28 protein-coding genes are annotated in these 26,729 nt (G+C 65.7%); 9 read left to right on the forward strand and 19 right to left on the reverse strand.

What is annotated here, in order from left to right; genetic code table 11:
* Positions 1–4 precede the first annotated feature (4 nt).
* From AC5JLE_RS03445 to AC5JLE_RS03475, 7 genes are all read right to left on the reverse strand, one after another.
* Positions 5–382: an EF-hand domain-containing protein gene (locus AC5JLE_RS03445; RefSeq protein WP_014647601.1), complete on the reverse strand. Its 378-nt coding sequence runs from the start codon at positions 380–382 to the stop codon at positions 5–7.
* A gap of 27 nt (positions 383–409) precedes the next feature.
* Positions 410–808 carry a hypothetical protein gene (locus tag AC5JLE_RS03450; protein WP_032957406.1) on the reverse strand — a complete coding sequence of 133 codons (399 nt, stop codon included), beginning with the start codon at positions 806–808 and terminating at the stop codon, positions 410–412.
* 90 nt (positions 809–898) lie between these two features.
* A complete protein-coding gene (locus AC5JLE_RS03455) occupies positions 899–2,863 on the reverse strand; it encodes a MacB family efflux pump subunit (protein WP_100450283.1) in 1,965 nt (654 codons plus the stop codon).
* Positions 2,860–4,050, reverse strand: coding sequence for an efflux RND transporter periplasmic adaptor subunit (locus AC5JLE_RS03460; protein WP_046431376.1), 1,191 nt, complete (start codon positions 4,048–4,050; stop codon positions 2,860–2,862). Before AC5JLE_RS03460 ends, AC5JLE_RS03455 begins: the two co-directional genes overlap by 4 nt.
* A 135-nt stretch (positions 4,051–4,185) precedes the next feature.
* The gene (locus AC5JLE_RS03465) at positions 4,186–4,635 is read right to left on the reverse strand and encodes a hypothetical protein (RefSeq protein WP_080354615.1); all 450 of its coding nucleotides are present in this window, start codon (positions 4,633–4,635) and stop codon (positions 4,186–4,188) included.
* 303 nt (positions 4,636–4,938) lie between these two features.
* On the reverse strand, positions 4,939–6,288 hold the full coding sequence (locus AC5JLE_RS03470) for a sensor histidine kinase (protein WP_197556815.1): 1,350 nt from the start codon (positions 6,286–6,288) through the stop codon (positions 4,939–4,941).
* The gene (locus AC5JLE_RS03475; protein ID WP_014647595.1) at positions 6,288–6,962 is read right to left on the reverse strand and encodes a response regulator transcription factor; all 675 of its coding nucleotides are present in this window, start codon (positions 6,960–6,962) and stop codon (positions 6,288–6,290) included. Before AC5JLE_RS03475 ends, AC5JLE_RS03470 begins: the two co-directional genes overlap by 1 nt.
* Positions 6,963–7,172: 210 nt before the next feature.
* Between AC5JLE_RS03475 and AC5JLE_RS03480 the strand changes: the two genes are divergently transcribed.
* The gene (locus AC5JLE_RS03480; RefSeq protein WP_496065045.1) at positions 7,173–7,454 is read left to right on the forward strand and encodes a hypothetical protein; all 282 of its coding nucleotides are present in this window, start codon (positions 7,173–7,175) and stop codon (positions 7,452–7,454) included.
* 80 nt (positions 7,455–7,534) lie between these two features.
* Here AC5JLE_RS03480 and AC5JLE_RS03485 read toward each other — a convergent pair whose 3' ends face one another.
* The 4 genes from AC5JLE_RS03485 to AC5JLE_RS03500 form a co-directional block, all read right to left on the reverse strand.
* Positions 7,535–8,005 carry an outer membrane lipoprotein gene (locus tag AC5JLE_RS03485; RefSeq protein ID WP_032957414.1) on the reverse strand — a complete coding sequence of 157 codons (471 nt, stop codon included), beginning with the start codon at positions 8,003–8,005 and terminating at the stop codon, positions 7,535–7,537.
* Positions 8,002–8,568: a putative periplasmic lipoprotein gene (locus AC5JLE_RS03490; protein WP_032957416.1), complete on the reverse strand. Its 567-nt coding sequence runs from the start codon at positions 8,566–8,568 to the stop codon at positions 8,002–8,004. Before AC5JLE_RS03490 ends, AC5JLE_RS03485 begins: the two co-directional genes overlap by 4 nt.
* Positions 8,569–8,757: 189 nt before the next feature.
* A complete protein-coding gene (locus AC5JLE_RS03495; RefSeq protein WP_496065046.1) occupies positions 8,758–10,899 on the reverse strand; it encodes a TonB-dependent siderophore receptor in 2,142 nt (713 codons plus the stop codon).
* A gap of 73 nt (positions 10,900–10,972) precedes the next feature.
* Entirely contained in the window at positions 10,973–11,617 is a 645-nt protein-coding gene (locus tag AC5JLE_RS03500; protein WP_046431363.1) for a TetR/AcrR family transcriptional regulator, read from the reverse strand.
* Positions 11,618–11,699: 82 nt separating this feature from the next.
* On the opposite strand from AC5JLE_RS03500, the gene AC5JLE_RS03505 reads away from it, so the two are divergent.
* Positions 11,700–13,223: an FAD-dependent monooxygenase gene (locus AC5JLE_RS03505; RefSeq protein WP_134966688.1), complete on the forward strand. Its 1,524-nt coding sequence runs from the start codon at positions 11,700–11,702 to the stop codon at positions 13,221–13,223.
* Positions 13,224–13,230: 7 nt separating this feature from the next.
* Here AC5JLE_RS03505 and AC5JLE_RS03510 read toward each other — a convergent pair whose 3' ends face one another.
* From AC5JLE_RS03510 to AC5JLE_RS03535, 6 genes are all read right to left on the reverse strand, one after another.
* Positions 13,231–14,934 carry an ATP-binding protein gene (locus AC5JLE_RS03510; protein ID WP_478439566.1) on the reverse strand — a complete coding sequence of 568 codons (1,704 nt, stop codon included), beginning with the start codon at positions 14,932–14,934 and terminating at the stop codon, positions 13,231–13,233.
* Positions 14,935–15,312: 378 nt separating this feature from the next.
* Complete coding sequence (locus tag AC5JLE_RS03515) at positions 15,313–15,561, reverse strand: hypothetical protein (RefSeq protein WP_014647589.1); 249 nt, start codon at positions 15,559–15,561, stop codon at positions 15,313–15,315.
* Between the two features lie 114 nt (positions 15,562–15,675).
* The gene (locus tag AC5JLE_RS03520; RefSeq protein ID WP_032957423.1) at positions 15,676–15,921 is read right to left on the reverse strand and encodes a hypothetical protein; all 246 of its coding nucleotides are present in this window, start codon (positions 15,919–15,921) and stop codon (positions 15,676–15,678) included.
* A 125-nt stretch (positions 15,922–16,046) separates the two neighbouring features.
* Positions 16,047–16,316, reverse strand: coding sequence for a hypothetical protein (locus tag AC5JLE_RS03525; protein ID WP_032957425.1), 270 nt, complete (start codon positions 16,314–16,316; stop codon positions 16,047–16,049).
* Between the two features lie 103 nt (positions 16,317–16,419).
* Positions 16,420–16,896: a hypothetical protein gene (locus tag AC5JLE_RS03530; protein WP_046431353.1), complete on the reverse strand. Its 477-nt coding sequence runs from the start codon at positions 16,894–16,896 to the stop codon at positions 16,420–16,422.
* A 92-nt stretch (positions 16,897–16,988) separates the two neighbouring features.
* Positions 16,989–18,227, reverse strand: a complete 1,239-nt coding sequence (locus tag AC5JLE_RS03535) for an NADH:flavin oxidoreductase/NADH oxidase family protein (RefSeq protein WP_100450279.1) — start codon at positions 18,225–18,227, stop codon at positions 16,989–16,991.
* Between the two features lie 89 nt (positions 18,228–18,316).
* On the opposite strand from AC5JLE_RS03535, the gene AC5JLE_RS03540 reads away from it, so the two are divergent.
* A complete protein-coding gene (locus tag AC5JLE_RS03540; protein ID WP_496065047.1) occupies positions 18,317–18,796 on the forward strand; it encodes a MerR family transcriptional regulator in 480 nt (159 codons plus the stop codon).
* A gap of 16 nt (positions 18,797–18,812) precedes the next feature.
* Here AC5JLE_RS03540 and AC5JLE_RS03545 read toward each other — a convergent pair whose 3' ends face one another.
* Both AC5JLE_RS03545 and AC5JLE_RS03550 read right to left on the reverse strand, forming a co-directional pair.
* Positions 18,813–20,024 carry an MFS transporter gene (locus AC5JLE_RS03545; protein WP_014647583.1) on the reverse strand — a complete coding sequence of 404 codons (1,212 nt, stop codon included), beginning with the start codon at positions 20,022–20,024 and terminating at the stop codon, positions 18,813–18,815.
* Between the two features lie 127 nt (positions 20,025–20,151).
* Positions 20,152–20,571, reverse strand: a complete 420-nt coding sequence (locus AC5JLE_RS03550) for an HD domain-containing protein (RefSeq protein WP_032957003.1) — start codon at positions 20,569–20,571, stop codon at positions 20,152–20,154.
* Between the two features lie 130 nt (positions 20,572–20,701).
* Between AC5JLE_RS03550 and AC5JLE_RS03555 the strand changes: the two genes are divergently transcribed.
* The 6 genes from AC5JLE_RS03555 to AC5JLE_RS03580 all read left to right on the forward strand — a co-directional run bounded on the left by AC5JLE_RS03555 (position 20,702) and on the right by AC5JLE_RS03580 (position 26,716).
* A complete protein-coding gene (locus AC5JLE_RS03555) occupies positions 20,702–20,959 on the forward strand; it encodes a hypothetical protein (protein ID WP_014647581.1) in 258 nt (85 codons plus the stop codon).
* Positions 20,960–20,994: 35 nt separating this feature from the next.
* Entirely contained in the window at positions 20,995–22,674 is a 1,680-nt protein-coding gene (locus AC5JLE_RS03560) for a type IV secretory system conjugative DNA transfer family protein (RefSeq protein WP_014647580.1), read from the forward strand.
* 424 nt (positions 22,675–23,098) lie between these two features.
* Complete coding sequence (locus tag AC5JLE_RS03565) at positions 23,099–23,545, forward strand: hypothetical protein (protein ID WP_032957008.1); 447 nt, start codon at positions 23,099–23,101, stop codon at positions 23,543–23,545.
* Positions 23,546–23,634: 89 nt separating this feature from the next.
* Entirely contained in the window at positions 23,635–24,690 is a 1,056-nt protein-coding gene (locus AC5JLE_RS03570; RefSeq protein WP_032957011.1) for a VirB8 family type IV secretion system protein, read from the forward strand.
* Positions 24,687–25,466 carry a TrbG/VirB9 family P-type conjugative transfer protein gene (locus AC5JLE_RS03575; protein WP_021202792.1) on the forward strand — a complete coding sequence of 260 codons (780 nt, stop codon included), beginning with the start codon at positions 24,687–24,689 and terminating at the stop codon, positions 25,464–25,466. Before AC5JLE_RS03570 ends, AC5JLE_RS03575 begins: the two co-directional genes overlap by 4 nt.
* Positions 25,463–26,716 (forward strand): TrbI/VirB10 family protein, encoded by a 1,254-nt coding sequence (locus AC5JLE_RS03580; protein WP_169411833.1) that lies wholly within the window; start codon positions 25,463–25,465, stop codon positions 26,714–26,716. Before AC5JLE_RS03575 ends, AC5JLE_RS03580 begins: the two co-directional genes overlap by 4 nt.
* Positions 26,717–26,729: the final 13 nt, after the last annotated feature.

The raw sequence follows: 26,729 nt of genomic DNA on the forward strand, positions 1-26,729 counted from the left end.
GGCGCTACCTCGCCGGGGCGTCTGCCGTCTGCGCGGCCACCATGGCCTGCTGCATCTCCTTCAGCGACAGATAGCCATCACCATCGGTGTCCAGGCCCGCAAAGTACTTCGCAATCTCCGGCACCAACGTGGCTTCATCCTTGCTGATCCTGCCATCCTTGTTCGTGTCCATGGCACTGAACGCGGCGTCGATCGAATCGGCCTGCTTGCTGAAGCGCCCCTGCTGGAATCTGGTGTATTCGGCCTTGTCGACGCGCCCATCCTTGTTGGTGTCCATCGCTGTGAACGTGGAATCGATGTAGGCCTGCTTCGGGTCAGCCGGCGCGGCCTGGGAGGCCAGCGGAGCGGCGCACAATGCGATCAACAGAGCGGTCTTCTTCATGGGTCGTATGTCCTTGAGATGTGCAGGTCAGCGGCAGGGATAGGTGTAGCCGTCGGCGCCGCGATAGGTATCGTTGCGGCGGTCATAATTGCCGTAGCGGCGAATGCAGTAGTCGGCGCGTTCGCGGGTCTCGCGTTCGCGCTTGGCGGCTGCGGCAATCACACCGGCCACGACGGCTGCGCCCACCACGCCCACCACCACACCGGTGGTCTTGGCATCGTGGCGGCGCTCACGTTCCCGGTCACGCTCACGCTCGCGTTCACGACGCTCCCATGCATCACGATCGCGGTCACGGTAGTCCTGGTCCCACTGCGGGTTGTAGCGGTTACCGCGTTGCGCATGGGCGTCGCCGGAGTAGGGCAACAGCAGCATCAGTTGTGCAGCCGCTGCCAGCAGCAGTGCGGTTCCTCCTGGTTTCAGAGACATCGTCCAGCTCCTGTGCGGACATTGTTGGTAGCTCCAGTAGAGCCCGCAGACATTGCGCGAACCTGCCGTCACTGCAGGTAAGGTCACTGGCTATCGAACCAGTGCTTCGACCGGGTCCAGCTGCGCGGCGCGGCGTGCTGGCAGGAAGCCGAAGCCAATACCGATCAGGCTGGAACAGGCGAAGGCGGCCAGGATCGAATTGGCGGAGAACACCAGGCTGAAACCCACGTTGGCCAGCGCCAACCCTGCCCCCAATGCCAGGGCCACGCCGATGCCGAGCACGCCACCGAGCAGGCAGACCAGGACCGATTCGATCAGGAACTGTTGCAGGATGTCGCTGCGCCGCGCGCCCACCGCCATGCGCACGCCGATCTCGCGTGTTCGCTCGGTCACCGACACCAGCATGATGTTCATCACTCCGATTCCGCCCACTACCAGCGCGATGGCGGCGATGGAGCTGATCATCATGGTCAGGATGCCGGTGGTCTGTTCGATGGACTGGCGGATCTGCGCGTTGTTGCTCATGTAGAAATCGGTGCTGCCATGGCGGCGTGCCAGCAATCGTCCGATGGCGCGCTCGGCCGCCTCCATGCTGATGGCATCGGAGACACGCACGGTGATGCTGGAAACGTGGCTCTGCCCGAGCATGCGCGCCATGGTGGTGGTGTAGGGCAGCCACACCCGCAGCAGCGAGGCATCGCCGACCGCGCCGGCGTCCTTCTTCACCACGCCCACCACGCGCACCGGCACGTTGCCCAGCAGCAGGGTCTGGCCGATGGGATTGTCCACCGCAGCGAAGAAGCGGGCGCGGGTATTGGCATCGATCACCACTACCTGCTGGTAGCCGGCCACGGCGGCCGGGCCGAAGAAGGCACCTTCGCCCAGCTTCAGGCCATGCACGCGGAAGTACTGCTCGCTGACGCCCTGCACCTGCACGCTGGCCGAGCGGTTGCCGCGCAGCGCGGTGCCGGTGGTGGCCACGCCGGGTGTAGCGCTGTCCACGAACGGCTGCCCGGCCAGGGCCACGCTGTCGCCGGGGGTGAGCGTTTCCACCCGCGCCGAGTGCAGGTCGCCGAAGCCGGACCCGGGATAGATCTCGATGGTGTTGGTGCCCAGCGAGGAAATGTTGGACAGGATGGCCTGGCGCGCGCCGGTACCCAGCGCGACCACGGAGACGACCGACGCAATGCCGATGATGATGCCGAGCATGGTCAGGAAGGTGCGCATGCGGTGCGCGTTCATTGCGCGCAGGGCCATGCGTAACGCCTCCGTAAAGCGGTCACGCACCGCCTGCCAGCCGCTGCCACCGCCGCGCTGCGGCGGGGCCGCCGCTGACCCATCCGCGGCAGAGACCTTGCCCGTGGCGCGATCATCGACAATCCGGCCATCGCGGATCTCGATGATGCGATGAGCATGTTCGGCCATGGCCATGTCGTGCGTCACCAGCACCACGGTGTGGCCCTCGGCATGCAGCTCGCCCAGGATCTTCATCACCTCCCTGCCGGAGTGGGTGTCCAGTGCACCCGTCGGCTCATCGGCGAAGATCACCGCGCCGCCGTTCATCAGTGCGCGCGCAATCGAAACACGCTGCTGCTGGCCACCTGACAGCTCGCCAGGCAGATGCTGCATACGTTCGCTCAGGCCCAGCCGCGCCAACAGCTCGGCCGCGCGGGCGCGGCGGGTGGCCCCCGCCATGCCGGCATAGATCGCTGGCACTTCTACATTGCCCAATGCGGTCAGGTCGGTCAGCAGGTGATAGCGCTGGAAGATGAAGCCGAAGTGCTCGCGGCGTAGTTCGGCCAGTTCATCGGGCGACATCTGAGCGGTTTCGCGTCCGGCGATCTGGTATGCACCGGCGGAAGGGCGATCGAGGCAGCCGAGGATGTTCATCAACGTGGACTTGCCCGAGCCGGACTGGCCCACGATGGCCACCAGTTCGCCTGCGTGGATGTCCAGGTCCACGCCATCGAGCACGACCAGGGTCTGTTCGCCGGCCGCGAACTCGCGGCGGATGCCGCGTACGCGCAGCAAAGGGGCGGTGGTGGATGTGCTCATTTCGACGGCGCGTGTGCGGTAGCGGCTTCGTCCCGGGCCTGCGCCAGCACCACCTGTTCGCCCTCTTTCAGGCCGCTGCGTACCTCCACCTGGATCTGGTCGTCCAGCCCGATGGTGATGCGGCGCGCATGGGCGTGCCCGTCCGCGCCACGCACCTGTACGCTGTAGCTGCCATCGGCCGCGCGTGCACCGAGCGCAGCGGAGGGCAGCGTCAGTACGTTGTCGGCGCGACCCAGCACGATGCGCACCTGCGCGGTCATGTAGCTGCGCAGGCGGCCATCGGCGTTGGCGACGTCGAACTGCCCGTTGTAGTACATGGCGGTGCGGCTGCCACCGCCGGTCGCGGGTGAAGCAAGGGCGGAGGCGTCTTCCTGGGTGATCGATTCCGGAGCCGGGGCGATGTCGCGCAGCGTGCTCCTGTAGCGACGTCCCGCGTCGCCAAGAATGGTGAAGTACGCTTCCTGACCAACGGACGTGTGCACAACATCCGCCTCGGAGATTTCCGCGTAGACCGTCATCACGTCCTGGTTGCCCAGCATCACGATGGTCGGTGCGCTCTGTACCGCGTTCACGGTCTGCCCCTGGCGCGCCACCACGGCCAGCACGGTGCCGTCGGTGGGGGCGGTGATACGGGTGTACTCGAGGTTGGTCTGTGCGATATCCACGTCGGTCTGCCGCTGCACGATCTCACCCTCCAGCGCGGCGATCTGTTCCCGGGTGGCATCGACCTTGGCCTTGGCCGCATCGACGTCGGCGCGTGCCACCAACTGCGAGGTCACCAGCTGCTGCTGTCGATGCAATGTCAGCTCGAACTGGCGCAGGTCGGTGGCCAGCGCATCGCGGTTGGCGCGCGCGGTGCGCTGTGCTGCCTGCGCACTCAGCAATGCGTTGCGCTGGGTGCGCGAATCGATATCGGCAATCGGATCGCCGGCCTTCACCTTGTCGCCCAGCTTCACATGCAGGGCCTCGATGCGGCCGGATACCTGCGCGCCCACGCTCACCAGCCGCGAGGGCTTCAGTGTTCCGGTGGCTTCAACGACCTGTTCAATGTTGCCCCGGGTTACCGGTGCCACCTGCAGCTTCGGTGGTGGTACGGGCCGGAGCCAAGCGAAGAGTGCCAACGTTGTGCAGAGGAGTGCGGCAGCAATGATCAGCACACGGCGGCGGCTGCGCGGTGTGGCGCTCATCGGCGCGGCATCCGGAAGAGACAGGGCATCGTGGATCCTCGAGACTGTTGGAATGCACGCCTGGGGCGACAGGTGTGGATGGTGGTCGAGTCTCGATGCGCTGGATTGCGCGAACCTTGCGATGGTGCAGGCGTGTCAGTGGGCAATGCCCTGCGTGAGCAGTGCCATCGCGATGAACTGGATCATGCTACCGAGCGCCAACAGCACGTGGCGGAGGCGTTGCGCCGGCGTGGGCAAGGTCGAAAGGTGGCACAATGCGCCGACCAGCAGCACGGCGCAGACCGCAATCGGCAGCGTTGCGGTGGCGGCGATGATCGCGATGATCATCAACGTGGCAGCAAGCATCACGGTGGCTGCATGCGTATCCAGGGCCCGCAGCAGCGGGGGAGCCGGGCGCAGTGCAGCCCCTCGCCACACGACCAGCATGTGCAGTGCGGCATGCACGGCGACGAACACCAGCACGGCAGTGGCCGTTGCATGCGCGTGCCGATACGCGGAAGCCACCAGCGCAAGGCCTGGGAGCAGCAGGAACAGTGCGGCGAACAGGCGGATCAGTACGCCGGCCCGCTCGCGTTCGGGAATCATCCGCAGCCAGTGCGGCCAGTGTTCCAACCCACGCGCGCGGCCTGCATGCGCGCGGCAGTTCCATGCTGCGGCGGTCAGGCTGGGCGTATTCCGAGGCGGCGGGGCAGGGGTGGAAGAGGGCGGTGGAGGAGCTCCCTGTGTCACATGCAGGCTTCCTGTCAGTTCCGGACGCAGCACCTGCTGTGCCGCTCACCTGGATGCTGGGCAGCGAACATTGCCGCAACCTTGCGCATCAACCGCAGTCCTGGCGCGCGGACAGCCAGTAGTCATCCGCGCATAGTCATCCACGTGGAAGCGATGCGCTCAGTACTCCGGCGCCAATGCGCTGGTGACGCCTGGATGCACGGGGAACTCGATGCGGATCAGGGCGCCGCCACCGGGCGCATCCAGAATCGTGACGTGGCCACCGTGGCGGTCGATCACCTGCCGCACCAGGTTCAAGCCCAATCCGGCGCCTGTCTGCCGGGGGCGCAGGCGTTGGAAGGGTTCGAATACGCGTTCGCGCTGGTCGACCGGAATGCCAGGTCCATCGTCTTCCACCTCAAGGCAGCTGCCCTGTACGCGCACGATGATATGGCGTCCACCGTGCTCGGCGGCATTCAATACCAGGTTGGAGAGCACCCGTTCGATGGCACCGGACTCGCCCAGCACCGGGAAGTTCGGTTCCACTGCCACGGCGACCGTCTTGTCGGACTGGATCAGCAGGGGGGCCAGATCGGCGACGACCCGCTTGGCCACGCGGGCCAGGTTGAGGGAGTCCTTCGGTCCATCGGCTTCCATGCGGTGCAGGTCCAGGAGCTGCTCGGCAAGCGTTGCCAGCCGAGCGACTTCCACCGCCAGGCTGCGTGAGGTGGAATCGTCGGTGGCATCGATCTTCACCCGCAGGATGGCGATCGGTGTACGCAGCTCATGGGCGGCGGCGGCGATGAAGCGGCGCTGCCGTTCGTGCCCTTCGTCCAGTCGGTCCAGCGCTTCGTTCACCGCGGTCACCAGCGGTGCGATCTCCACCGGTACGGCGGTCTCTGTCAGACGGATGCCGCGACGGCTGGCAGAGATGTTGCGGGCTTCCTGCGCGATGCGCTCCACGCCAGCCAGGGCGCGGCGCACGATGATCGGGGTCAGGATGATGGTGGCCAGGCCCAGCAGCAGGAAGATCGGCAGGGTGATGATGTGTGCGGCCAGCGCCATCTGCCAGGTCAGCGAATCGGTTTCGCCATGGGCCATGATGGTCAGCTTGCCGGCCGGACCGCTGTGCTGGCGTATCACCACGGCCAGGCCGTCGTTGCGGCCGCGTCCGCGCAGGTCGCCATAGGGAATGCCGTCGAGGGCGCCGACCAGCGAGGCGTAGGCGGGCGGAACGTGGCCGAATGTCACATGTTGGCCCTGCTCATCCTCGGCGATGAACCACGCGCCGGGGACGATCTTCAGCAGCTCGTCCAGCGCCGGCGTGCGTTGCACATACAGCTCGCCCTTGCTGTCCCGACGAACGGCCTCTGCCGCCACCGGGGCGAAGGTCTGGATGGTGTAGTAGCCGCCGCTGTCGACACGCACCAGCACCATCAGCAATGCGAAGAAGGCCACCAGCAGTGCGAGCAGCTGGTAGATCAGGGTTTTGACGATCAGCGGGCGCTTCAGTGAGGGACGAAGCGCCATTACTTCGTTTCCCGCATCAGATAGCCGACACCGCGGATGGCATGGATTTCCACCCCCGCATCCGCGTCGGCCAGCTTGCGCCGCAGGCGTGAGACATGCGAGTCCAGCGTGTTGGAATGGATGCCGTCGTCGAAGCCGTACACCGCCATCTCGATGGATTCGCGAAGCACGGTGCGGCCCAGCCGGCGGGCGAGGGCCGCCAGCACGCGGATCTCGCGGCGCGGAAGCTCCAGTCGCTGTCCGCCCACGCTGGCTTCGCCCGAGGTGGGGTCGAACAGCAGCCGGCCGATGCTCACCGGCTCCACCTGCATGCCGCTCGGCCGGCGCCCGGCCGCGCGGATCCGCGCGAACAGTTCTTCCAGCGCGAAGGGCTTGGCCAGGTAGTCGTCGGCGCCCTCATCCAGGCCGGCGATGCGGTCCGGCAACTGTCCCAGTGCGCTGAGCACGATGATCGGCACCCCCGGATTGCGCCCGCGCAGCACGGGAATGAGCCCCAGCCCGTCACCATCGGGCAGGGTGCGGTCCAGCAGCACCAGGTCGTGTGATCCGGAAAGTGCTGCTTGGCGGGCCAGTGCCAGGGTGCTGGCCAGGTCCACGACGTAGCGCTCCCGCTGCAGGGCAGACTTCAGGGTGGCAGCCAGTTCGGCTTCGTCTTCGATCAGCAGGATGTGCATCGGCAGGCGTCAGGCGGGAAGGAGGCATAAGGCGGGCGGCAAGCGCCGGCACCGTATTACAGGAACATTGCGTGAACATGGCGTTCCTTCGGGGCCTGCCGGTGACGCCGCAACACCCGCTGCGGCGCGGGCCGCCCGGCGCAAGGTTCGCGCAATCCGCGCACTCCAGCCTTGGCGCCCGTTCGCTGATCCCCAACCCCTGGAGTGCCCATGAAGTTGTTCGTCCCGCTGTTGCTGGTTGCCGCCTTGAGTGCCTGCACCACTGCCAAAATGACCGTCACCCCCGATGGCCGCCGTGGTGTTTCCATCGACTGCAGCGGTTCCAGTTCCTGGAGTGGCTGCTACGAAAAGGCCGGGCAGATGTGCCCAGGCGGCTATGTGGTCTTCAGCAAGGATGGCGATGAAGGAAATGCCATCGCGGTGGGCAACAGGAACGGCTTCACCTCTACCCAGATGGCCACCCGCTCGATGCTGGTGTCCTGCTCGCACTGACCTGGGCAGGGGAGGTGGGTTGCCACCTCCCCCTCGATATCCAATACAACGATGCCCCTCGAAAGGGGCATTGTTGGGGGTTACGGCGCTGTCTTCGCTTGTCGCGGATCGGCAATGATGCGCGAGGGCGATCCATACAGCACCAGGACCCGCATGCCGGTGGTGAACACCGGATCGGGGCCCTGCACAACCGTCATCAGGTTGCCGTTCTCCGTCTGCACAACATATTCCAGGCCCTTGGCCTGCGAGAGTGCGCGTTCGGAGGCTGCACCGGCAATAGCTCCGACCACGAGGCCGCCAATGGCACCGATGGCCGCCCCCTGGTCGCTGCCACCGATGGTGGAGCCGGCCACACCGCCAGCCGCAGCGCCGGCAACGGCACCACCGCCCTGTGAACCGTCAATACTGACCGCGCGGACGCTGATGACCGTACCGCCGACAGTTCGATTGACCTGTCCCACTGAACCGATGGAATAACTGTCCGTACGCACATTTGGCGCGCAGGCCGTCAGCATCGCAGCAACGGATGCAGCCACCAGCAGGCGCTTCATGGCGCTTCCTGCTTGTTCGGGAACATCGGCTTGGTAATGTCCACGGTTTCCAGCGCCTGCAGGAACTGGGCGATGTTGTTCTGTGCTGAGCGGCTGATCGACTCGCGGGCACGGATTACCCCTGCGAAGGCATAGTTGAACGGAACTTCGCCGGATGCGCTGACATCCTGGGTGTAGACGATGCTGCCGGTTGCACGATCGATCAGCTCGTAGCGGGCGATCGTCTTGGTGGTCATTGATGCACCGAAGCTGGGAATGTCGATCGCCAGAATCTTCACCGACAGGCTCAACTTCACCGGTGCATCGTCGCGGAACACCGCCATCTTATTGAGCGCTTCGGTCAGCGCGTTCTGCCACATCTGCGGCACTTCGTGCTGGGCCTGCGCGGGAATCTTGCCCTTGGCTTCATCCGGACGTGCCAGCGTGACCGTCAGCGACTTCAGTTCGCCATCAATCTTCTTGCTGCTGACCCCGACGTTCGGGACCGAGAAATTGAGCGGCGGATTGGTGGTACAACCCGCCAGCGACACGGCGATGATCGCCGCGAACAGGAACTTCTTCATCCATTTTCCCCTGTGACTACGTTGAAACATCCATGGTGAATCGTATGTTCGTCGGCAACGTCGATGCTGCACCGCAGCGGTCGCATGAAGACGTGGCTGACTGCGCGCAAGGATACCTGAATTGGGGCGGTCTACCGTCCGGGCAGGCGGCACGCTGGCACGAGATGCCGGCGACGCAGGTGGCTCCGCTCAGAAGCTGTAAGCCGCCTGCACATACACCCGCCGCGGCTCGCCCGGGAAATGCCCGTTGCGCTCGATGAAGCCGCTGGCCGCGTACACCTTGTCGAACAGGTTCTTGACGTTGGCCTGGAACTGCCACTGCTTCCACGTGGTCTTCCAGCTCATGTCGAATACCGTGTATGCCTTGACCGCCTGCCCATCCAGGCTGACACGCTCGCCCACATGGTCGGCGCCGAAGCCGATGGCCGAGTTGATCGACGGCAGGTCGTAGCGCGTCCACACGCCGAGCTTGTTGCGTGGCGCATTGGCGAAGCGGTCGCCGGAGGCATTGGTGATGCCGTTCGGTCCGGCATCCTTCACCCGTGCGTCGTTGTAGGCGTAGGTCAGGTTCACCACCCAGCGCTCGGTCACGTCGGCCAGCAGGTCCAGTTCCATGCCCGTGCTGCGTACCAGGCCCAGTGCAGCGAGTTGGTTTACCCCGCCGATCACCTCGCCGGTGGCCTGCACGATGTTGCTGCGGTCGATGCGGTAGGCCGCCATGTTCAGGGTCACACGGTCGGCCAGCAGGGACTTCAGACCGACTTCCCATTGCCTGCTGCGCTCCGCGTCGAACGGTCCGCCGGCCGCCGGGTTCTGGTTGGTGGCACTCTGCGGCACGAAGCCGCTGGCGATGTTGGCGTACAGGTTCACGCCGTCCCGGACGGTAAAGGTACTGCCCAGGCGCCAGCTGAGATCGTTGCCATCCACGCTGCCGCCACCCATGCGGTCCTGATCCTTGAACCCATCCCAGCGCAGCCCGGCCAGCACATGCCAGCGCGTGCCCAGTGCCAGCTCATCCTGCAGGTAGCCGCCGTAGCGCTTGCTGCGGGTGGCGGTGCTGCGCCACGGCAGGGCAGCCAGGTTGTAGTCATGCCAGGTGCTCGCGCCATAGACCGGGTTGAACAGGTCGATGCCGCGCACCGGGCCGGCGCCGCGTGCCAGGTCGGCGCTGTTGGCGGTCTGCGCGGTGAAGTCGGCGTCGAGCTGGTACACGTCGGCGCCGAACAGCACCTTGTGTTCGATACGGCCGGTGTTGATCCGCCATACGGCATTGCCGCTGGCGGTGAAGGCAGTGTTGTCACGGATCTGGTTGCGCAGCTGGCGCGTCATCCACTCGGCCACGCCGTCGCGGTCACGATCAATCAGCCCCATCGGCTCGTGGTACATCTGGTGCTCGTTGTTGCTGAACCAGCGCGCAGCAAGGTCCACGTCCAGGTTGTCGCGCGGTGCGAAGCGATACTGCGCCAGTGCGACCTTGGCGCGCATGTCGAGGAAGTCACTGGCCTCGTTGTGGTTCCAGCGGCGGTCGGTCAGGAAGCTGCCGGCATCGTTCACCGGCACGCCGCGCAGGCGGTTGCCGCCCAGGTTCTGGGTGATGTCGGTGAACTGCAGCACCAGTTCGCCGGTCTGGCCGACATCGAAGGCCAGCGAGGCATCGCCGATCACGCTTTCGCTGTCGGCATTCCAGCGCACGCCCTGCTCGCTGTCGGCATACAGGCCGGCGCGATAGCGAATGCTGCCGCTGGCATTCAAGGGGCCGGTGCCTTCGATCGATCCGGCGCGGAAGTCCTTGTCGCCTGCCTGCAGCTCGATGCGGCGTTCGGCGCGCGCCTTGGGCTTGCGCGTTACATAGTTGATGACACCGCCCGCATCACCACCGCCGTACAGCGCACCGGCCGGACCTTTCAGTACTTCCACGCGTTCGATATTGAACAGTTGCGGCACCGAGAAGCCCGCATAGGGATCACCACGCAGGCCGTCGTAGAGAACGTTCTCCTGGCGGAACCCGCGCAGGGTGACGCCGGCATAGCTGAAGAAGCTGATGCCGCTGATGCTGCGGTACAGATCGGTGACCTGGCGCGCGGCCTGGTCGTCGATCAGCTCGCGCGGCACGACCTGGATCGACTGCGGCACCAGTTCCAACGGGGTATCGGTGCGGGTGCCGACGGCCGCATCGTTGGCACGGTACAGGGTCTGCGCGCGGCCGCGGACTTCGACCTTGTCCAGGTCCTTCGGGGTGTCAGCGGAGGCCTCGGAGGCCAGTGCAGGCGTAGCCAGGGAAAGGGGCAGCGCCAGGCAGAGGGCGTGCTTGAGCGGGGTTGGAAGCGGCATGAGGGGGTCGGGGCGGGCTGCAAATGAGAAAGATTAGCATTTGCAATGCTTCGTGACCTATCCCCCGAGTGCGCTATGGACGCAGGCCCGGGTCGGTATATGGGGTGCCGGCCAAGGCCACCAGCACGCCGGTGCCACCGCGCACGATCAGCTGCAGCATCGCTTGGCGCGGATCCTCGCCCCTCTGCTGGCTGGCCAGTCCACTCTCATAGGCGGCCACCATCGACGCCAGCAGCATGGCTGCGCCCAGGCGTGCCTCCGCGTCCTGCGCGGGCCGACCGGCCGCGTCGGCCATCAGCTGGGCCAGGTCGTCGGCCAGCTGTGCCTGCAGCCGTCGCGCGTGCGCCACCAGCACCGGACTGTCGGCCACGGTTGCCCAGAAGGCCGCTGCACCGGAGTTGATCCGTAACAGCGGATGGCCGCTGTCCAGCAGCTCCCGCACCAGCGATTGGAAGGCGGCCAGCGGGGCCATGCCACGGCGCGCCGCCATGCCTTCGCGAAGCAGGGTCCGGGCCTCCTCATCGCGGTCGAACACCAGGTCTTCCTTGCTGGCGAAATAATTGAAGACCGTCTTGCGCGAGACCCCCGCCGCATTGGCAATCTCGGACATGGACACGGCTTCGAAGCCGCGGCGGATGATCAGTTCGGTGGCGACGTCCGAAATGGTCTGTCGGGTCTCGGTCTTGCGCTGCTCGCGGCGGCCCCGGGGCGGGATCATGGGCGGTTCACTCGTGGAAACGTACACCGAGTGTAACATTGGTGTCGCCAGAGCGCCGGCCCGGCGCTCACAGGGAAATCCCATGTTGTACGACGTCGTCATCGCCGGGGCCGGCCCGGTCGGCCTGTTCCTGTCCTGCGAGCTGGCCCAGGCCGGCTGTTCGGTCCTGTTGCTGGAGCAGGCAGCGTCGCCCGAGACACCCTTGAAACGCCTGCCCTTTGGCTTGCGCGGCTTGAACGCGCCCACCCTGGAGGCCCTGGATCGACGTGGCCTGCTGGATGCGGTTGCCGCCAGTCAGGTGCTGAAGCCGGACAACGGCGCACCGCCGCCCGGCACCGCCCATTGGCTGGCGCAACCGCGGCCGCTGGGCGGCCACTTCGCCGGCATTCCTTTTGCGCTGGACAACGTGGACAGTGCGCGCTGGCGCCATCGCCTGCCGACGCCGGTGCCCACCCAGATGGCGGTCGAGCTGCAGTCGCTGGAGGCGGTGCTGGCCGAGCGTGCGGTGTCACTGGGTGTACAGATCGAGCGTGGCTGCACGGTGCAGGCGGTGCACGCACGCGAAGCACAGATGGTGGTCCAGACCGGTCGCGGGCTGATGCGGGGCCGCTGGCTGGTCGGTTGCGATGGCGCCCGCAGCACGGTACGCAAGCAATCGGGGTTCGTGTTCGCAGGGACGGCGCCGGAGTTCACCGGGCACACGCTGCAGGTCGAACTGGCAGACCCGTCGGTGCTCGTCCCGGGGCGTCAGTTCACCGAACACGGCATGTGCAATTTCAATCCGCCGGGCATGCTGGCGCTGGCCGATTTCGACGGTGGCGCCGGCCATCGCACGCCGCTGGACCGGCACACCGCCCAGGCGCTGCTGCGGCGTGTCTCCGGGCGAGAGGCAACGATCACGGCGTTGCATCTGGCCACCACATGGACCGATGCCGCGCGCCAAGCCACGGCCTATCGCAGCGGCCGCGTGCTGTTGGCCGGTGATGCCGCGCACATGCATTCGCCGTTGGGCGGGCAGGGGCTGAACCTCGGCATCGGCGATGCGATGAACCTGGGGTGGAAGCTGGCCGCGGTGGTGCGAGGTGATGTGGCAGAGTCGCTGTTGGACAGCTATCAGGCTGAGCGCCATCCGATCGGCGCCCAGGTGCTCGACTGGTCACGTGCGCAGGTGGCGTTGATGCGGCCAGGCCCCGGGTCGCGCGCGCTGGCGGCGGTCATCGCCGACCTGGCCGCGACCCGCGACGGTGCCACCTATCTCGCCGAGCGGCTGTGGGGTATAGCACCGCCACCGGTGCTCGACGGCAGCCATCCGCGGGTTGGCCGAAGCGCACCGGACGTCCAACTGGCTGATGACCGTCGGATGGGAGAGCTGCTGCGTGCAGGGCAGGGCGTGCTGCTGGGGCTCGATACCGGCGATTCGCTCGGTCCGATCATTGAGCGCTGGCAGCGGTCGGTCACCTGCGTGATGTCCACGGCGCGCGACACGCTGGGACTGGGCGCCGTGCTGGTCCGCCCCGACGGTATCGTCGCCTGGGCCTGCGATGCTGGCGGTGACACGTCGGGGCTGGAGCCTTCGCTGGAACGCTGGTTCGGTTCGCTGCGGTGACCGCCCGCTAGGGCGACGCCACCACGGCCTGCGCGCAGCGCCCGGCTTCGGTCATCACCGAGGCCAGCTGCTTCAATGAGTAAGGCTTGCGCAGCAGGGTGAAGCCATGGCCAGGGTCCCGGGCCAGCAGTTCGCTGTAGCCGCTGGTAAGGATCACTGGAAGCCCAGGCAGGCGGCTGCGGATGGTACGGGCCAGATCCAGGCCGTTCATGCCAGGCATCACTACGTCGCTGAACACTACATCGAAGCGGGAGGCATCCCGTTCGAGCTCCGCCAGGGCCTCGTCCGCATTGTGCGCAAGTACCACGTTGTAATCGAGCTCGCGCAGGGCGCCGACGGCAAATTCGGCCACATCGACGTTGTCTTCCACAACCAGCACGCAGACACCGTGACCATGCTGCAGCCCCGGTAGCGTCGCCGGCCGTTCCGTCATTTCTCTCGCCTGCGCCAGCGGCAGGTACAGGGTGAAGCGGGTACCGGCGCCCGCCTGGCTCTGCACGTCCACCTCGCCTTCCGACTGCTTGACGAAGCCGAACACCTGGCTGAGGCCGAGGCCGGTTCCGGCGCCGACGCTCTTGGTGGTGAAGAAGGGCTCGAAGATGCGGTCGACGACGGCGGGGTCGATGCCTGCTCCGGTGTCGGTCACGCTGATCGCGGCGAAGTCGCCCTTCATCGGCGCGGCGAAGCGCACCGAAGGCACCGCGGTTACCTGCTCCACCTCGATGGTCACCCTGCCGTGTCCCTCGATCGCATCGCGCGCGTTGACCGCGATGTTGATCAATGCAGTGTCCAGCTGGGTCCGGTCCAGCAGCACCGGCAACGGCGTGCCGGGCAAGGTCAACGACACCTGGATGCGTGCACCCAGTACCGTGGTGATGATGTCCGAAAGCGCGTGCACGCTCTCGCAGAGATCGAAGACCTCCGGCGACAGGCTCTGGCGACGCGAGAACGCAAGCAGTTGCGCGGTCAGCTTGGTGGCGCGGTCCGAGGCTGTGGCAATGGCCTGGATGTAGCGGCGCCGGGTGTCGTCTGACGGCCACGTGTGCAGGAGCATGTCCACCGAACCGGTGATGACCTGCAGCAGGTTGTTGAAGTCGTGGGCCACACCGCCGGTGAGCTGGCCGATCGCCTCCAGCTTCTGCGACTGGCGCAGCTGCTCGCGGGCGCGCACCAGTTCCAGATGGGCCTCCCGCGCCTGCTCGGTGATCGCCGCGACCTGGCGGCTGTGCAGGTCGCGCTCGATCACCCGTTCGGTCTGCTCGCTGACCACGCACAGGATACCGGCGACACTGCCGCAGCCGACGCGCAGCGGTGAATAGGAAAACGTCCAGAAAGTTTCGCGCAGCGTGCCGTCGCGATCCATCATCAATGGCAGGTTCTTGAAGCTGCGGCTGGTGCCGGCAAAGGCGTCGTCGACGGCCTGCACCACGTCCGGCCATACGTCCGCCCAGACATCCTCCAGACGGTTGCCCATCGCGCCGTGCAGCTTTTCCCCCAGCATCGGCAGATAGGCATCATTGAAGAAGAACGCCTTGTCTTCCTTGCCCCAGGCAAGCCACAGGGGTTCCGGCGAATCCAGGATCATCGCCAGCAAGGTGCGAAGTTCGGCGGGTGCGCTTGCGGCAGTGGCCGAGCGGGCCCAGTCACTGTCCTGCAGCAGTCGGTAGGCGAGCTGATCAGGTGCAGAGACTGGCAGGGGAAAAGGATGCATGGCCGCCATTGGCGCAGGGAGGTGGCGCAGCATAGCCGAGCGCATGTCATGATGCCCTGCACACCCTCGGCATGAAGGGCCTCGCCACTTCGCCGTTGACGTGGCAGGGATGCACCCTTTGTTCAGCAGGTTGCCGCTATCGCGGCGCAGCGCGAAGGGAGGCGAAGCTGGCCTGATCGGCGGGTCTAGCCCTTACGACCTGCCTGCGCGGTGAGCACATCCCGGCCAGCCTCGGTCAGATCGATATCCCCGTCTTCCGCCTGTACCGCCCATCCGGCGGTCACCGCCCACGTTGCGGCATCGCCGCGCACCGGCTCTGCAGCGGCGATTGCCTGGAGTATTTTCCGCTGTTCCGCAGTCATTTCCACGTGGCGGCCCTCAGATACCCAGCAACGACGCCGGTTGCCAGTCCGACAGGCGGGCGTGGCTGACCGGTTGATGGCAGCCGCACCCGTCACAACGAAACAACGCCCCGCCCGGAAGTTGCACCAGGTTGTCTTCGCTGGCAGAGCTGGTCGACGAGCAATGCCGGCAGGTGACCGTGAGCGCAGTGATGCGCTGCACGCTGCCTGATAGATCGAACACGGCCTCGAACGCGCGAATGACAGGGTGGGCAGTGTCCGGCATCTGAGTCTCGACAGGGTGGGGAGACCTCATCGTCGCGCGCCGGCTGTGATGGAGCAGTCAGCCGGATGCATGGGCGCGATCAAGACAGGCGCGGCAACCGGGCGCGCACCTTCGTCAGGGATTGTTCTTCTTTCCGCTCAGGTCCAGCGGCTTGTCACTGCCCTTGCGCTCGCTCGACCACACTTCCATGCCCTTGTTGCAGCGGCTCTCGCGGGCAGCGACCTCGGGCGGCAGGTCCTTCAGGTGCGGCGACTCCTGGCAGGCTTGATGCATGTTGCTGTCGTCATAGGTGGCGCAGGCGCTGAGCGATGCGAGGGCGATGGCAATGAGGGTCACGCGGAGCGGGGGCTGCAGGTTCATGGGGGGGCCTCGGGTGATGCCGGGATGGCCATGGAATTCAAATCCGTGACACCGGGCATGCACAATCGGACCAACCGCACTTGTTATCCTATAACAGATGCGCGATAGTCCGGCCCCTGCCGGCGTCAGGCGATGCAGATCACCAGTACCGTGCACAGCACCAGCATCAGCACGAACACGCGTCGGCTCAGTGCCAGGCAGGCCAGATAGGCTGCGAGCGCCCACGCTGCCAGCAGCGCGCAGGCCATCACCCATAGCCCGATACCCATCATCGAACCCGTCGCCAACGCAGACAGTGCGATGGCCTTGAACAGCGCCACGCCCAACACGCTGCCCAGCATGCCGGCCTGCAAGGCGATGGCATCATGGCGGGCAGGTGCGCGATGGGGGTGCATTGCGGGTCCGGTACGGGCCGAGAGCGCGGCGTCGGCTGCACTGTGCCCAAATGCACATCCACGAAATGTGTTCATCGCGCGCGAAGACCGCGATGAAGCCCGTTCAGTCGAACTCACCCTCGGCCGATTCCAGGCGCTGCCGGTACGCCGCGCGGTGCTGGTACAGGCGCTGGCACTCGGCCGACCTGTGGATGCGGCTGCCGGGTTCATTGGCCACCGAGTCGCACATCCGCGCGATGTGATTGTTCTCCGCCAGTTCGGTGACGAAGAACACGGCAGTGATGCCGGTGCCAAGCAGCACGACATACAGCAGACGGCTGAGCCAGCGTGACAATTTCCGCTCGAAGTGCTGCTGGATGGTCAGGTCGAAGCGGATGATGCTGAGCACGATCCAGACGATGGCGACCAGGAAGCAGAGCGTGGGCAGCAGGTCGCGCCAGATGCCTGCTTCGTAGACCGACTCGCTGTAATGGACCGCAGCTCCGGCACCCGCGATGGCAATGGCCAGCGCCCAGTTGCGGCCCAGTGAGAGCAGGTCATCGAGCAGCTTTTCGTGGTTCCTGGTTGGTCCTGCTGCCACGAGGGTTCCTTCTGCGTGTTGCGACCGGCGACGGGCTGCCGCCGATCGTGCAGATGGTGAAGCATCGATTCGGTGATGAGAAGCCTGCCCGCTCAGTATCCTCCTGCGCGTGCACCGATCCAGCGCCGGTAGCGGCGGGTCCGGCACTTTGCGGCCGCCTGTGCCAGCAGCAGTGCCCAGACGGGCGAAACACCCGGCGCCGTGGGCCGGAGCCTGCTCAGCCGCGCCAACTGGTACTTCACTGCGGCCATGTGTGCGCTGGCGGCCAACGGTTTGTTGCGCCAGTCGATGGTGCGCAGTGTCGGCACCGGGTCGCGGCCCTGCTGCCAGCGGTGTGGCAGATCCGGCTCGATCGCCAGCGCGGTTGCGACGCCGACCATGGCCACACCGCTGTCAAGTACCTGATCGGCCACGGCGCGACGGCGGATGCCACCGGTGACCATCAGCGGCATGGTTGCCACCGTGGCGATCTCACGCGCGAACTCAAGGAAGTAGGCCTCGCGGGCCAGGCTGCGCTGGTCGCGTGCGGCACCGGTCATGGCCGGTGCTTCGTAGCTGCCACCGGACAGTTCGACCAGGTCCACGCCGAGCGGCGCCAGCATTTCCACCACTGCGCGCGCATCCTCGGGCGAGAAGCCACCGCGCTGGAAATCGGCGGAATTGAGCTTCACGGCCACCGCGAACGTGGGCGACACGGTGGCGCGCACCCCCTGCACGATCTCCAGCAGTAGGCGCGCACGGTTGTGCAGGCTGCCGCCCCAGCGGTCGTCGCGGCGGTTGGACAGCGGCGACAGGAACTGGCTGAGCAGGTAACCGTGCGCGGCATGGATCTGCACGCCACTGAACCCGGCGCGCTCGGCCAGCTCGGCGCTGCGGATGAAGCGGGCGATCACCTCTTCGATGTCCGCCTCGGTCATCGCCCGCGGCGGTGCGAACTGCCTGGACAGCGCGCCCATCTCCAGGGCGACGGCTGACGGCGCGAGTGCCGGTTGGCCGAGTGCGGCCGGCATCTGCCTCCCGGGATGGTTGATCTGCATCCACATCTGCGCGCCCCGTGAGCGTGCCGTTTCGGCCCAGGCGATGAAGCGGTCAAGGTGGCGGTCGTCTTCCAGCACCACGCCGCCGGGGCCGGTCATGGCGCGGCCATCGACCATCACGTTGCCGGTGATGATCAGTCCTGCGCCGCCATCGGCCCAACGCTGGTAGAGCTGCAGCAGCGCAGCGGACGGCGCGTGGTCGGCGTCGGCCATGTTTTCCTCCATCGCGGCCTTGGCAATGCGGTTGCGGATGATGGCACCGGAGGGTAGTGCCAGGGGCGAGAACAGCGACATCGGACAGCTCCAGGACAGGGGAATGGCGCTACGCTAACCTTCAAGTTTTATTGAAGGTCAACAGACTCCCATGGCGAGGATTCAGGCAGATGAAGATCGGTGAGCTGGCCCGCCTCACGGGCCTCGCGGCGTCGCGCATTCGCTTCTATGAAGACGCGGGGCTGCTGGTGGTGCAGCGCCAGGCCAATGGCTACCGTGACTATCCGGAACAGGCGGTGCTGTTGCTGGAGTTGATCACGGGCGCGCAGCGTGCAGGCTTCAGCCTGGAAGAGATCCGCGCCCTGCTGCCACCGGACATGGGCCAGTGGCAGCATGAGGCGTTGATCACGATGCTGCAGCAGAAGGTGGCTGACATCGAAGCGTTGCAGCTGCGGCTGGCAGAGAGCCGGGCGCATCTGCTGGCCCTGATCGAGGACATCCAGGCGCGGCCGGACGGCATCGACTGTGCAGCCAATTCGCGGCGGGTGCTGGACCGTGTGAAGCGCGGTGAGCTGGCGCGGCCGACCCTGGTGGCCGGCGATACAGCGTTGCTGCGACCGGATCGCCGTCGCCGCAGAGGCAGCAACTGACGATCCGGCGCAATGTTCAGTGGCTGCCGACGACGGCGGTGCTGCGCTTCTTGTCCAGCATCACCGCCACGCACCACAGCAGCAGGCCGCCGATCGCGGTAGCCGCGCCGACATAGCCGGTACTGGCCGGGCTGAAGCCGGCGCTGATTGCCATGCCGCCCAGCCACGGGCCGAGTGCGTTGGCAGTATTGAAAGCGGCGTGGTTGGAGGCCGCCGCCAGCGTCTGCGCCTCACCGGCCACGTCCATCAGGCGGGTCTGCAGCACCGCCGCCAGTGCGCCCATGGTGCCGACAGTGATGATCATCGGGCCGATGGTCCACACCGACTGTGCGGCCAGCGGATACAGCAGCAGCATCACGATCGACCACAGCAGCACCACGGCGGCGGCCTTGAAGTGGAACTTGTCCACCAGCCAGCCACCGGCGATGTTGCCGATGATCGCGCCGATGCCGAACACGCCCACCGCCAGCGGCATCCACGATTCGGCCACGCCGGTGACCTGCACCAGGGTCGGTGCCAGGTAGGTGAACACGCAGAACATGCCGGCGAAGCCGACCGCGCCGATCGCCAGCGCCAGCCACACCTGGGACGTGTTGAAGGCGCGCAGCTCGCGCATCGGCGAGGTACGTACTTCATCCGGGTCCGGCAGCAGGAAGCGCGCGATCATCGCCACGGTGGCGATGGCCAGCACGCTGACCAGGGCAAAGGCGGTGCGCCAGCTCAGCTGCTGACCCAGCCAGGTCGTCAGCGGGTTGCCGACCAGGATCGCGATCGACAGGCCCAGCAGCACGCGTGACATCGCCTGGCCGCGCTGGCCTGCGGGACTGATCGCCGCGGCCACCAGCATCGCCACGCCGAAGTAGGCGCCATGCGGCAGGCCGGCAACGAAGCGCGCCACCAGCATCGTGCCGTAGTTCGGTGCCAGCGCGCTGGCCAGGTTGCCGACCGCGTAGAAGCCCATCAGTGCCAGCAGCAGCTTGCGGCGGGGGAAGCTGGCGCCGACGAAGGCGAGGATCGGGGCGCCGACCACCACGCCGATGGCATAGGCGCTGATCAGATGCCCGACCTGGGTTTCGGAAATCGACAGGCCGCGGCTGATCTCCAGCATCAGGCCCATGCTGGCGAACTCGCTGGTGCCGATGGCGAAGCCACCCAGTGAAAGGGCGAGGATGATCAGGGTGCGCTGGCGGGGCGTCAGCCGCGCAGCCAGGGAAGAGTTGGGGCTCATGCGGGGGCGCGATGGGGGGCGGGAGCCGCCCATTGTACTGCTGCACTGCAGCAGGAGCAGCAGCACTCAGGGTAAATCAGCGTTTGATCGGTGACACGCCGGCCCGCCGAGCCTCGTCGCGCCCGGCTCAGATGCCCAGCGCCGCCCGGGCATGAGCGTACTTTCCGTGCAGGCGCGCGGCCGTCGCCGCATCGAGCATCGCCAGCCGCTGCGGATCGGCGTTGTCATCCAGATCGGCGCGCTTCACTTTCAGTGCCAGCGGGTGGGCGGCAATGCGCGCGTAGTAGCTGTCCGCGTCGGGTGCTGCATCGCGGTTGAGCAGTTGCACCGCCTCGCGCAGCGGTGCGGGAAATACCTCGATCCGCGCGGCAAACGCCGGGCAGTCCTCGGCCACGTCATGCAGCCAGGCCACCACTTCGGCGTCATCGTCGCCGCGCACCGCAGCCGCCACCCGCGCCACATGGCCGATGTAAGGCTGGCCGGCCTTGTCGATCTGCCCCGCGTGGGCCTCGGTGGCCAGCGTGCGGGCAAGTGCTACCCAGTCCATTGCGGTCTCCTTGGATATCCGCGCACAGTTTCGCGCAGAAGCCGCAGCGGTTGTGGATGCGCCCATGACGCTGCCACCGGCATGATGGCGGGGCAGGGGGCGCAGTGTTGCCCCGACAAGGAGGAGTGCGATGCAGGAATTCAGGCATGTGCTGGAAACCCGTGGCCGCTACCAGCTGGTAGCGGTGTCCCACGAGCCGGTGTACGCTCCCGGCGATGTGGTCGGCCATGCGGTCGTCGCCGACGATGGGGATCGTCTGACCGACCTGATATCACTGGCCGAAGCGCGCCAACGCTTGCTGCAACTGGTGCGTGAAGAGGGCGAGGAGCCCGGGCTGGAAAACGAGAACCACCTGCGGAAGAAGGCGTCGCGCTGGCGCCACCGCTAGGCCGTCGCGCCGCGTGCGCATCATGGAGGATTCGGGTGTTGCCCAGTAAGAAGTATCTGCTCATCGCCATCATCACGCTGGCGACCCTGTTGCTTGGTTTCGTGTTCTCCGGCTACTTGACCTTGCTGTTCCTGGGGCTGGACACCCAGCTGTTCACCTGGAACACCTACTACCAGTACGTCCACGCCATCGGCCAACCGCAGGTCGCGCCCTTCGTGGGCAAGATCAAATGGGCGGGCTACGTAGGCTTCGGCCTGCCCCTGCTGGTGCTGCTGGTGGCCGGCCTGGTGCTGCTGCTGAAGAAGGACAAGCGCTCGCTGCACGGCGACGCGCGCTTCGCCACCGGCGCCGACCTGGCCAAGCACGGCATGTTCAAGAAGACCGGCCAGAGCATCGTGGTCGGCAGCCATGGCGGCAAGCTGGTGCGCCTGGATGGCCAGCAGTTCGTGATCCTGGCCGCGCCCACCCGCTCGGGCAAGGGCGTGGGCGTGGTCATCCCGAACCTGCTGGAGTACGGCGAATCGCTGGTGGTGCTGGACATCAAGCAGGAGAACTTCGACCTGACCAGCGGCTGGCGCGCCAGCCAGGGCCAGGAGATCTACCTGTTCAACCCCTTCGCCGAGGACCGGCGCACGCACCGCTGGAACCCGCTCAGCTACGTCTCCGACGATCCGGCCTTCCGGGTGTCGGACCTGATGAGCATCGCCGCGATGCTGTACCCAGACGGGGCCGAGGACCAGAAGTTCTGGGTCAGCCAGGCACGCAACGCGTTCATGGCCTTTACCCTGTACCTGTTCGAGAACTGGGACGACGAGCGCAGCAGCGGTTTCCCGGGCGGCGCCGGCACGCCCACGCTCGGTGCGGTGTACCGTCTGTCCTCCGGCGACGGCACCGACCTGAAGAAGTACCTCAAGACCCTGTCGGAGCGACCGTTCCTCAGTGCCAATGCCCGTTCGGCGTTCGCCAACATGCTGTCGCAGGCCGATGAGACCTTCGCCTCGATCCTGGGCACCTTCAAGGAGCCGCTCAATCCCTGGATCAACCCGGTGCTGGACAAGGCCACCAGCAGCAACGACTTCCTGCTGACCGACGTCCGCAAGAAGAAGATGACCATCTACATCGGCATCCAGCCCAACAAGCTGGCCGAGAGCCGGCTGATCATCAACCTGTTCTTCAGCCAACTGATCAACCTCAACACCAAGGAACTGCCCAAGTCCAACCCGGACCTGAAGTACCAGTGCCTGCTGCTGATGGACGAATTCACCTCGATCGGCAAAGTGGAGATCATCGCCTCGGCGGTCTCCTACATGGCCGGCTACAACATCCGCCTGCTGCCGATCATCCAGAGCATGTCCCAGCTCGACGCCACCTACGGCCGGGAAGTCTCTCGCACGATCATCACCAACCACGCGCTGCAGATCCTGTACGCGCCGCGCGAACAGCAGGATGCCAACGACTACTCGGACATGCTGGGCTACACCACGGTGCGCAGGAAGAACGTCACCCATGCCCGCGAGAAGACCCACAACTTCACCGAGGAACGGCGCGCGCTGATGCTGCCGCAGGAGCTGAAGGCGATGGGGCCGGACATGGAGGTGTTCCTGTACGAGGGGATACCTCACCCGGTGAAGTGCGACAAGATCCGGTACTACAAGGATCGCTACTTCACCTCGAGGCTGCTGCCGAAGGTGGACGTTCCGATGCTGAACGTCTAATTCACGTCGCTGAATTTGTGATCACCATTCGTAGTTAATAATGTGAATTCGTGATTTCGGTCAAGAATTTGGCATTTGTTCATGGATTTTCAGACTTGTCTGACATGGAATTGACGCGTGGTTGTGCGACCCTGTGCATGTCGTTCAGAAATGTGTGATGGATGGCAGATGTTGTAGAGCAGGGTGGCCAGGAGTTTGTGCCATGAAACAAGGATGGTTTCGACGTTGGTGAGGTATGCGGGTGTGTCGTCGGCAGTGTCTGGCGGCCCCGCGACTTGGTTGGCAGCCGTTGGCTGCAGGGGAGCCGGAGCAGGTGTGCTGCCAGTCAGTGCGTCGCTCCGATTCCGGCGTGCGCGACGCAGCGCCGGACGACCAGGGGGCCAATGCTCGGGACTGCTTTTTCGTACGTCAAAGTGAAGCCCGTATGAATCAGGCGTTTATCGCGAAAATGTCCATCGCCGCAGTGGCGGCGTTGATGGTGGCCGGTTGCGCCACCAAGTCCGCTCCCGATTTCGGAGGCCGCTGGAAGCCGGTCAACCGCTTTGCTGCGGCACCCACCGAGATCCCGCTGTACTCCAGCTACGTCTACCAGGCCTCGCCGATGGATGGCACGCTCAAAGCCATGCTCGAGCGCTGGGCCAAGGATTCCGGACGCACGCTGGATTACCGCCTGAGCTCGGACTTCACCCTGTACGGCGCGGTCTCCAGCATCGACACCACCAACGCTCAGCAGGCCGTGATCGATCTGACGGCGGCCTATGCAGCGCAGGGCATCTCCGTCTCCATCGTTGGCAACCAGATCGTTGTGCAGAGCGCTGGCTCGACGCCGACCGCGTCGGCACAGGGCGCTGATTCAAACAGCGGCACCTGAGTCCACCTCGAAATCATCGAACGTGCCGCTCCCCGCGCCTGTCGCAGGGGTGCCACGCCCATTGATGTTTCAGCAGTACGGAAGAATCCATGTTCCGCAAGAAGGATCCCGGCAATAGTCCCAAGGTCGAGCAGTCGGTCGCCAAGGCGGTCAGCTACGAGATCACCGTGGCCGACATGGCGCGCCGCAGCGAGCGGCGTGCGTGGTGGGTCGCCACAGGCTCGTTGCTGATGTCGCTCGCACTGGCGGGCGGCTACTACTACATGCTGCCGCTGAAGGAAAAGGTGCCGTTCCTGGTCATGGCCGATGCCTACACCGGCACAGCGACCGTCGCGCGGTTGAGTGGCACCTTCCAGGGCGAGACGATCACCACCAACGAAGCGATCAATCGCAGCAACGTCGCCCAGTACGTACTCGCGCGCGAATCGTATGACTCGGCGGTGATGGGCCTGCGTGACTGGGAACTGGTGTTCGTGATGTCCAGCAGCCCGGTTGCTCAGAGCATGCGTATGCGATACGCAGGAAGTAACCCTCAGAACCCGTTTGTAATGTACGGCCGCGAAAAGGCCATTCGGGTCAAGATCCTGAGCATCACGCCGCTGGGGGCTGAGCCGAACGGCAGCTTCCGCGGTGCGTCGGTGCGCATCCAGCGCAGCCTGTTGGACAAGCGGACCGGAGCATCCAGCTACCTTGACAACCAGCTGGTGACGATGCGCTTCGAGTACAACCAGAACCTGGCGTTGTCCGAACAGGATCGCATCCTCAATCCGCTGGCCTTCCAGGTCACCGAGTACCGAGTCGACAACGACTATTCGCGTGGCGTGCCGGTGCCGGATGACGGCGCCATGCAGGCGCAGGCGCAGCAGGCCGCACAGGCGGCGCAGCAGGCACAGGGCGTCTACGATCCCAACAATCCGGCCGCAGCCACCATGATCGACCCGGCCACCGGCCAGCCGGTCGCGGTGCCAGCCAACGGTCAGGTACCGGGCCAGCCGATGCCGGGACAGCCTGTACAGGGCCAACTGATGCCGGGTCAGCCGGTGCAGGGGCAAGCGATGCCGGGGCAGGCCATGCCCGGACAGCCGGCCATGAGGCCGGCGCAGAACAATTCCACCGGAACTGCTGATGGAGCAAGCAACCGATGAGTAGTCGAAATATCAGGGGAAGCGCGCTGGCGCTGCTGTCGATGTTGTCGTTGCTGTTCTCAGCAGCGGCGATGGCGCAGGCGGTGGACCACTACGAGTACGAGAAGGACCGTATCTACCCGGTTCGCACCGGCCTGGGCCTGACCACCCAGATCGAGTTGAGCCCGAACGAGAAGATCCTCGACTACAGCACCGGCTTCAGCAGCGGCTGGGAACTAACCCGTCGCGAGAACGTGTTCTACCTCAAGCCGAAGAACGTCGACGTCGACACCAACATGATGGTGCGCACCGAGACCCATTCCTACATCTTCGAACTGAAGGTGGTGGCCACCGACTGGCGCCAGCTGGAGCAGGCCCGTCGTGCAGGCGTGCAGTACAAGATCGCCTTCGTCTATCCCAACGACACCGTGTTCGGTGTCGCCCAGGAAGCGGTGGAGGAAGAGGCCAAACCGCTGTTGAGCTCTGAACTGGCCAAGGACCGCCAGTACAACTTCAACTACTCCTATTCGACCAGCAAGGCGAAGAAGATGGGGTGGCTGATCCCGGTCAACGCCTACGACGATAGCCGTTTCACCTACCTGAAACTGCCGAACTCGCCGGAGTACAAGACCGGCATCTTCCCGGCGGTGTTTGGTCGCGAAACGGAATACGGTGAGGACTTTGTGGTCAACACCACGGTTGAAGGCAATACGCTGATCGTGCACGGGACCTACCCGTACTTGGTCATCCGCCACGGCGACTTCGTCGTCGGTCTGCGAAGGAACGTGAAGAAATGAGCCAGCAGAACACTCCCGGAAACGACCCGAACAACGGACGCGACGAGAGCCAGAGCCCGTATGGCGCACAGGGTGCCGCGGACGCGCCGTCGAATCCCTACTTCGGCACGGCCCAGGCCGAGCCGGCGCCGGATCTTGACGCGGCCGCGCCGCAGCTGCGCTCGGCCGAAGAGCAGCGGCTGAACCGAAAGGCGCTGCTGTTCCTCGGTGGCATCGTGCTGCTGCTGATGGCAATGGGCTTCCTGCTGTTCCGCAAGGGGCAGGATGATGCGACCGAGCAGAACAAGCCGCGGGAAGAGGCGCGTGCGACGACACCACAGCTGCCGAGCGTGGGTACCGCAGCTGATCCGGCGCCGCCGGTGGCTGCTGCCGATCCGATTCCGATGCTGCCGCCTGCGCCCCAGCAGGAAGTGCCCATGCCCGGTTTTCCGTCGGCGAGTAGGCCACAAGAAGATCGCGGGCCGACGTTGATGGACCGGCGCATGGGCGGCGGTTCCGGGGTAGGGGGGGGCGACGCGGGCGCGTCGTCCGGTAGCCAGAACTCTGACTACAACCAGGCGATGATCGCTGCCATGCAGGCGGCAGCAAATCCTCAGACCCAGCCGCAGAAGGTCCGTCGTGGCCCCGACGTGGAAAATGTCTCCAATGCCGCCTATATCCGTAGCCCTGACGCGCTGCTGGTTCGTGGCACGTACCTGAGATGCGTGCTGGAAACGCGGATCATCACCGACGTGGCCGGCTACACATCGTGCCTGCTGACCGAGCCGGTGTACTCGATCAATGGGCGCAGCCTGCTGCTTCCGAAGGGCTCCAAGATCTATGGCTCCTACGGCGGTGGTCCGATCGGCAAGCGGGTGGAAGTGATCTGGGATCGCATCACCACGCCGAATGGCATCGACGTGGCGATGTCCAGCCCTGGTACGGACGGCCTGGGCGGGGCAGGACATCCTGGCCAGTACAGTGCGCACTGGGGTAGCCGTATCGCGTCGGCGCTGATGATCAGCCTCATCGCTGACGCCTTCAAGTACGCCGCAGCCGAGCACGGTCCAGAATCGACAACGGTCGCCAGCAACGGCTTTGCCGTGCGCTCTCCCTACGAGAGCGCAACCGCTCGCACCATGGAGCGACTTGCCAATGAGGCGCTCAGCGAGCGCCGTCCGCCAACCGTCACGATCAACCAGGGCACGATCGTGAATGTCTACGTCGCCAAGGACGTTGACTTCACCAACGTGCTGAACCCCCGCCGGTAACTCAACGAACGAT

It is taken from the genome of Stenotrophomonas sp. (assembly GCF_059505245.1).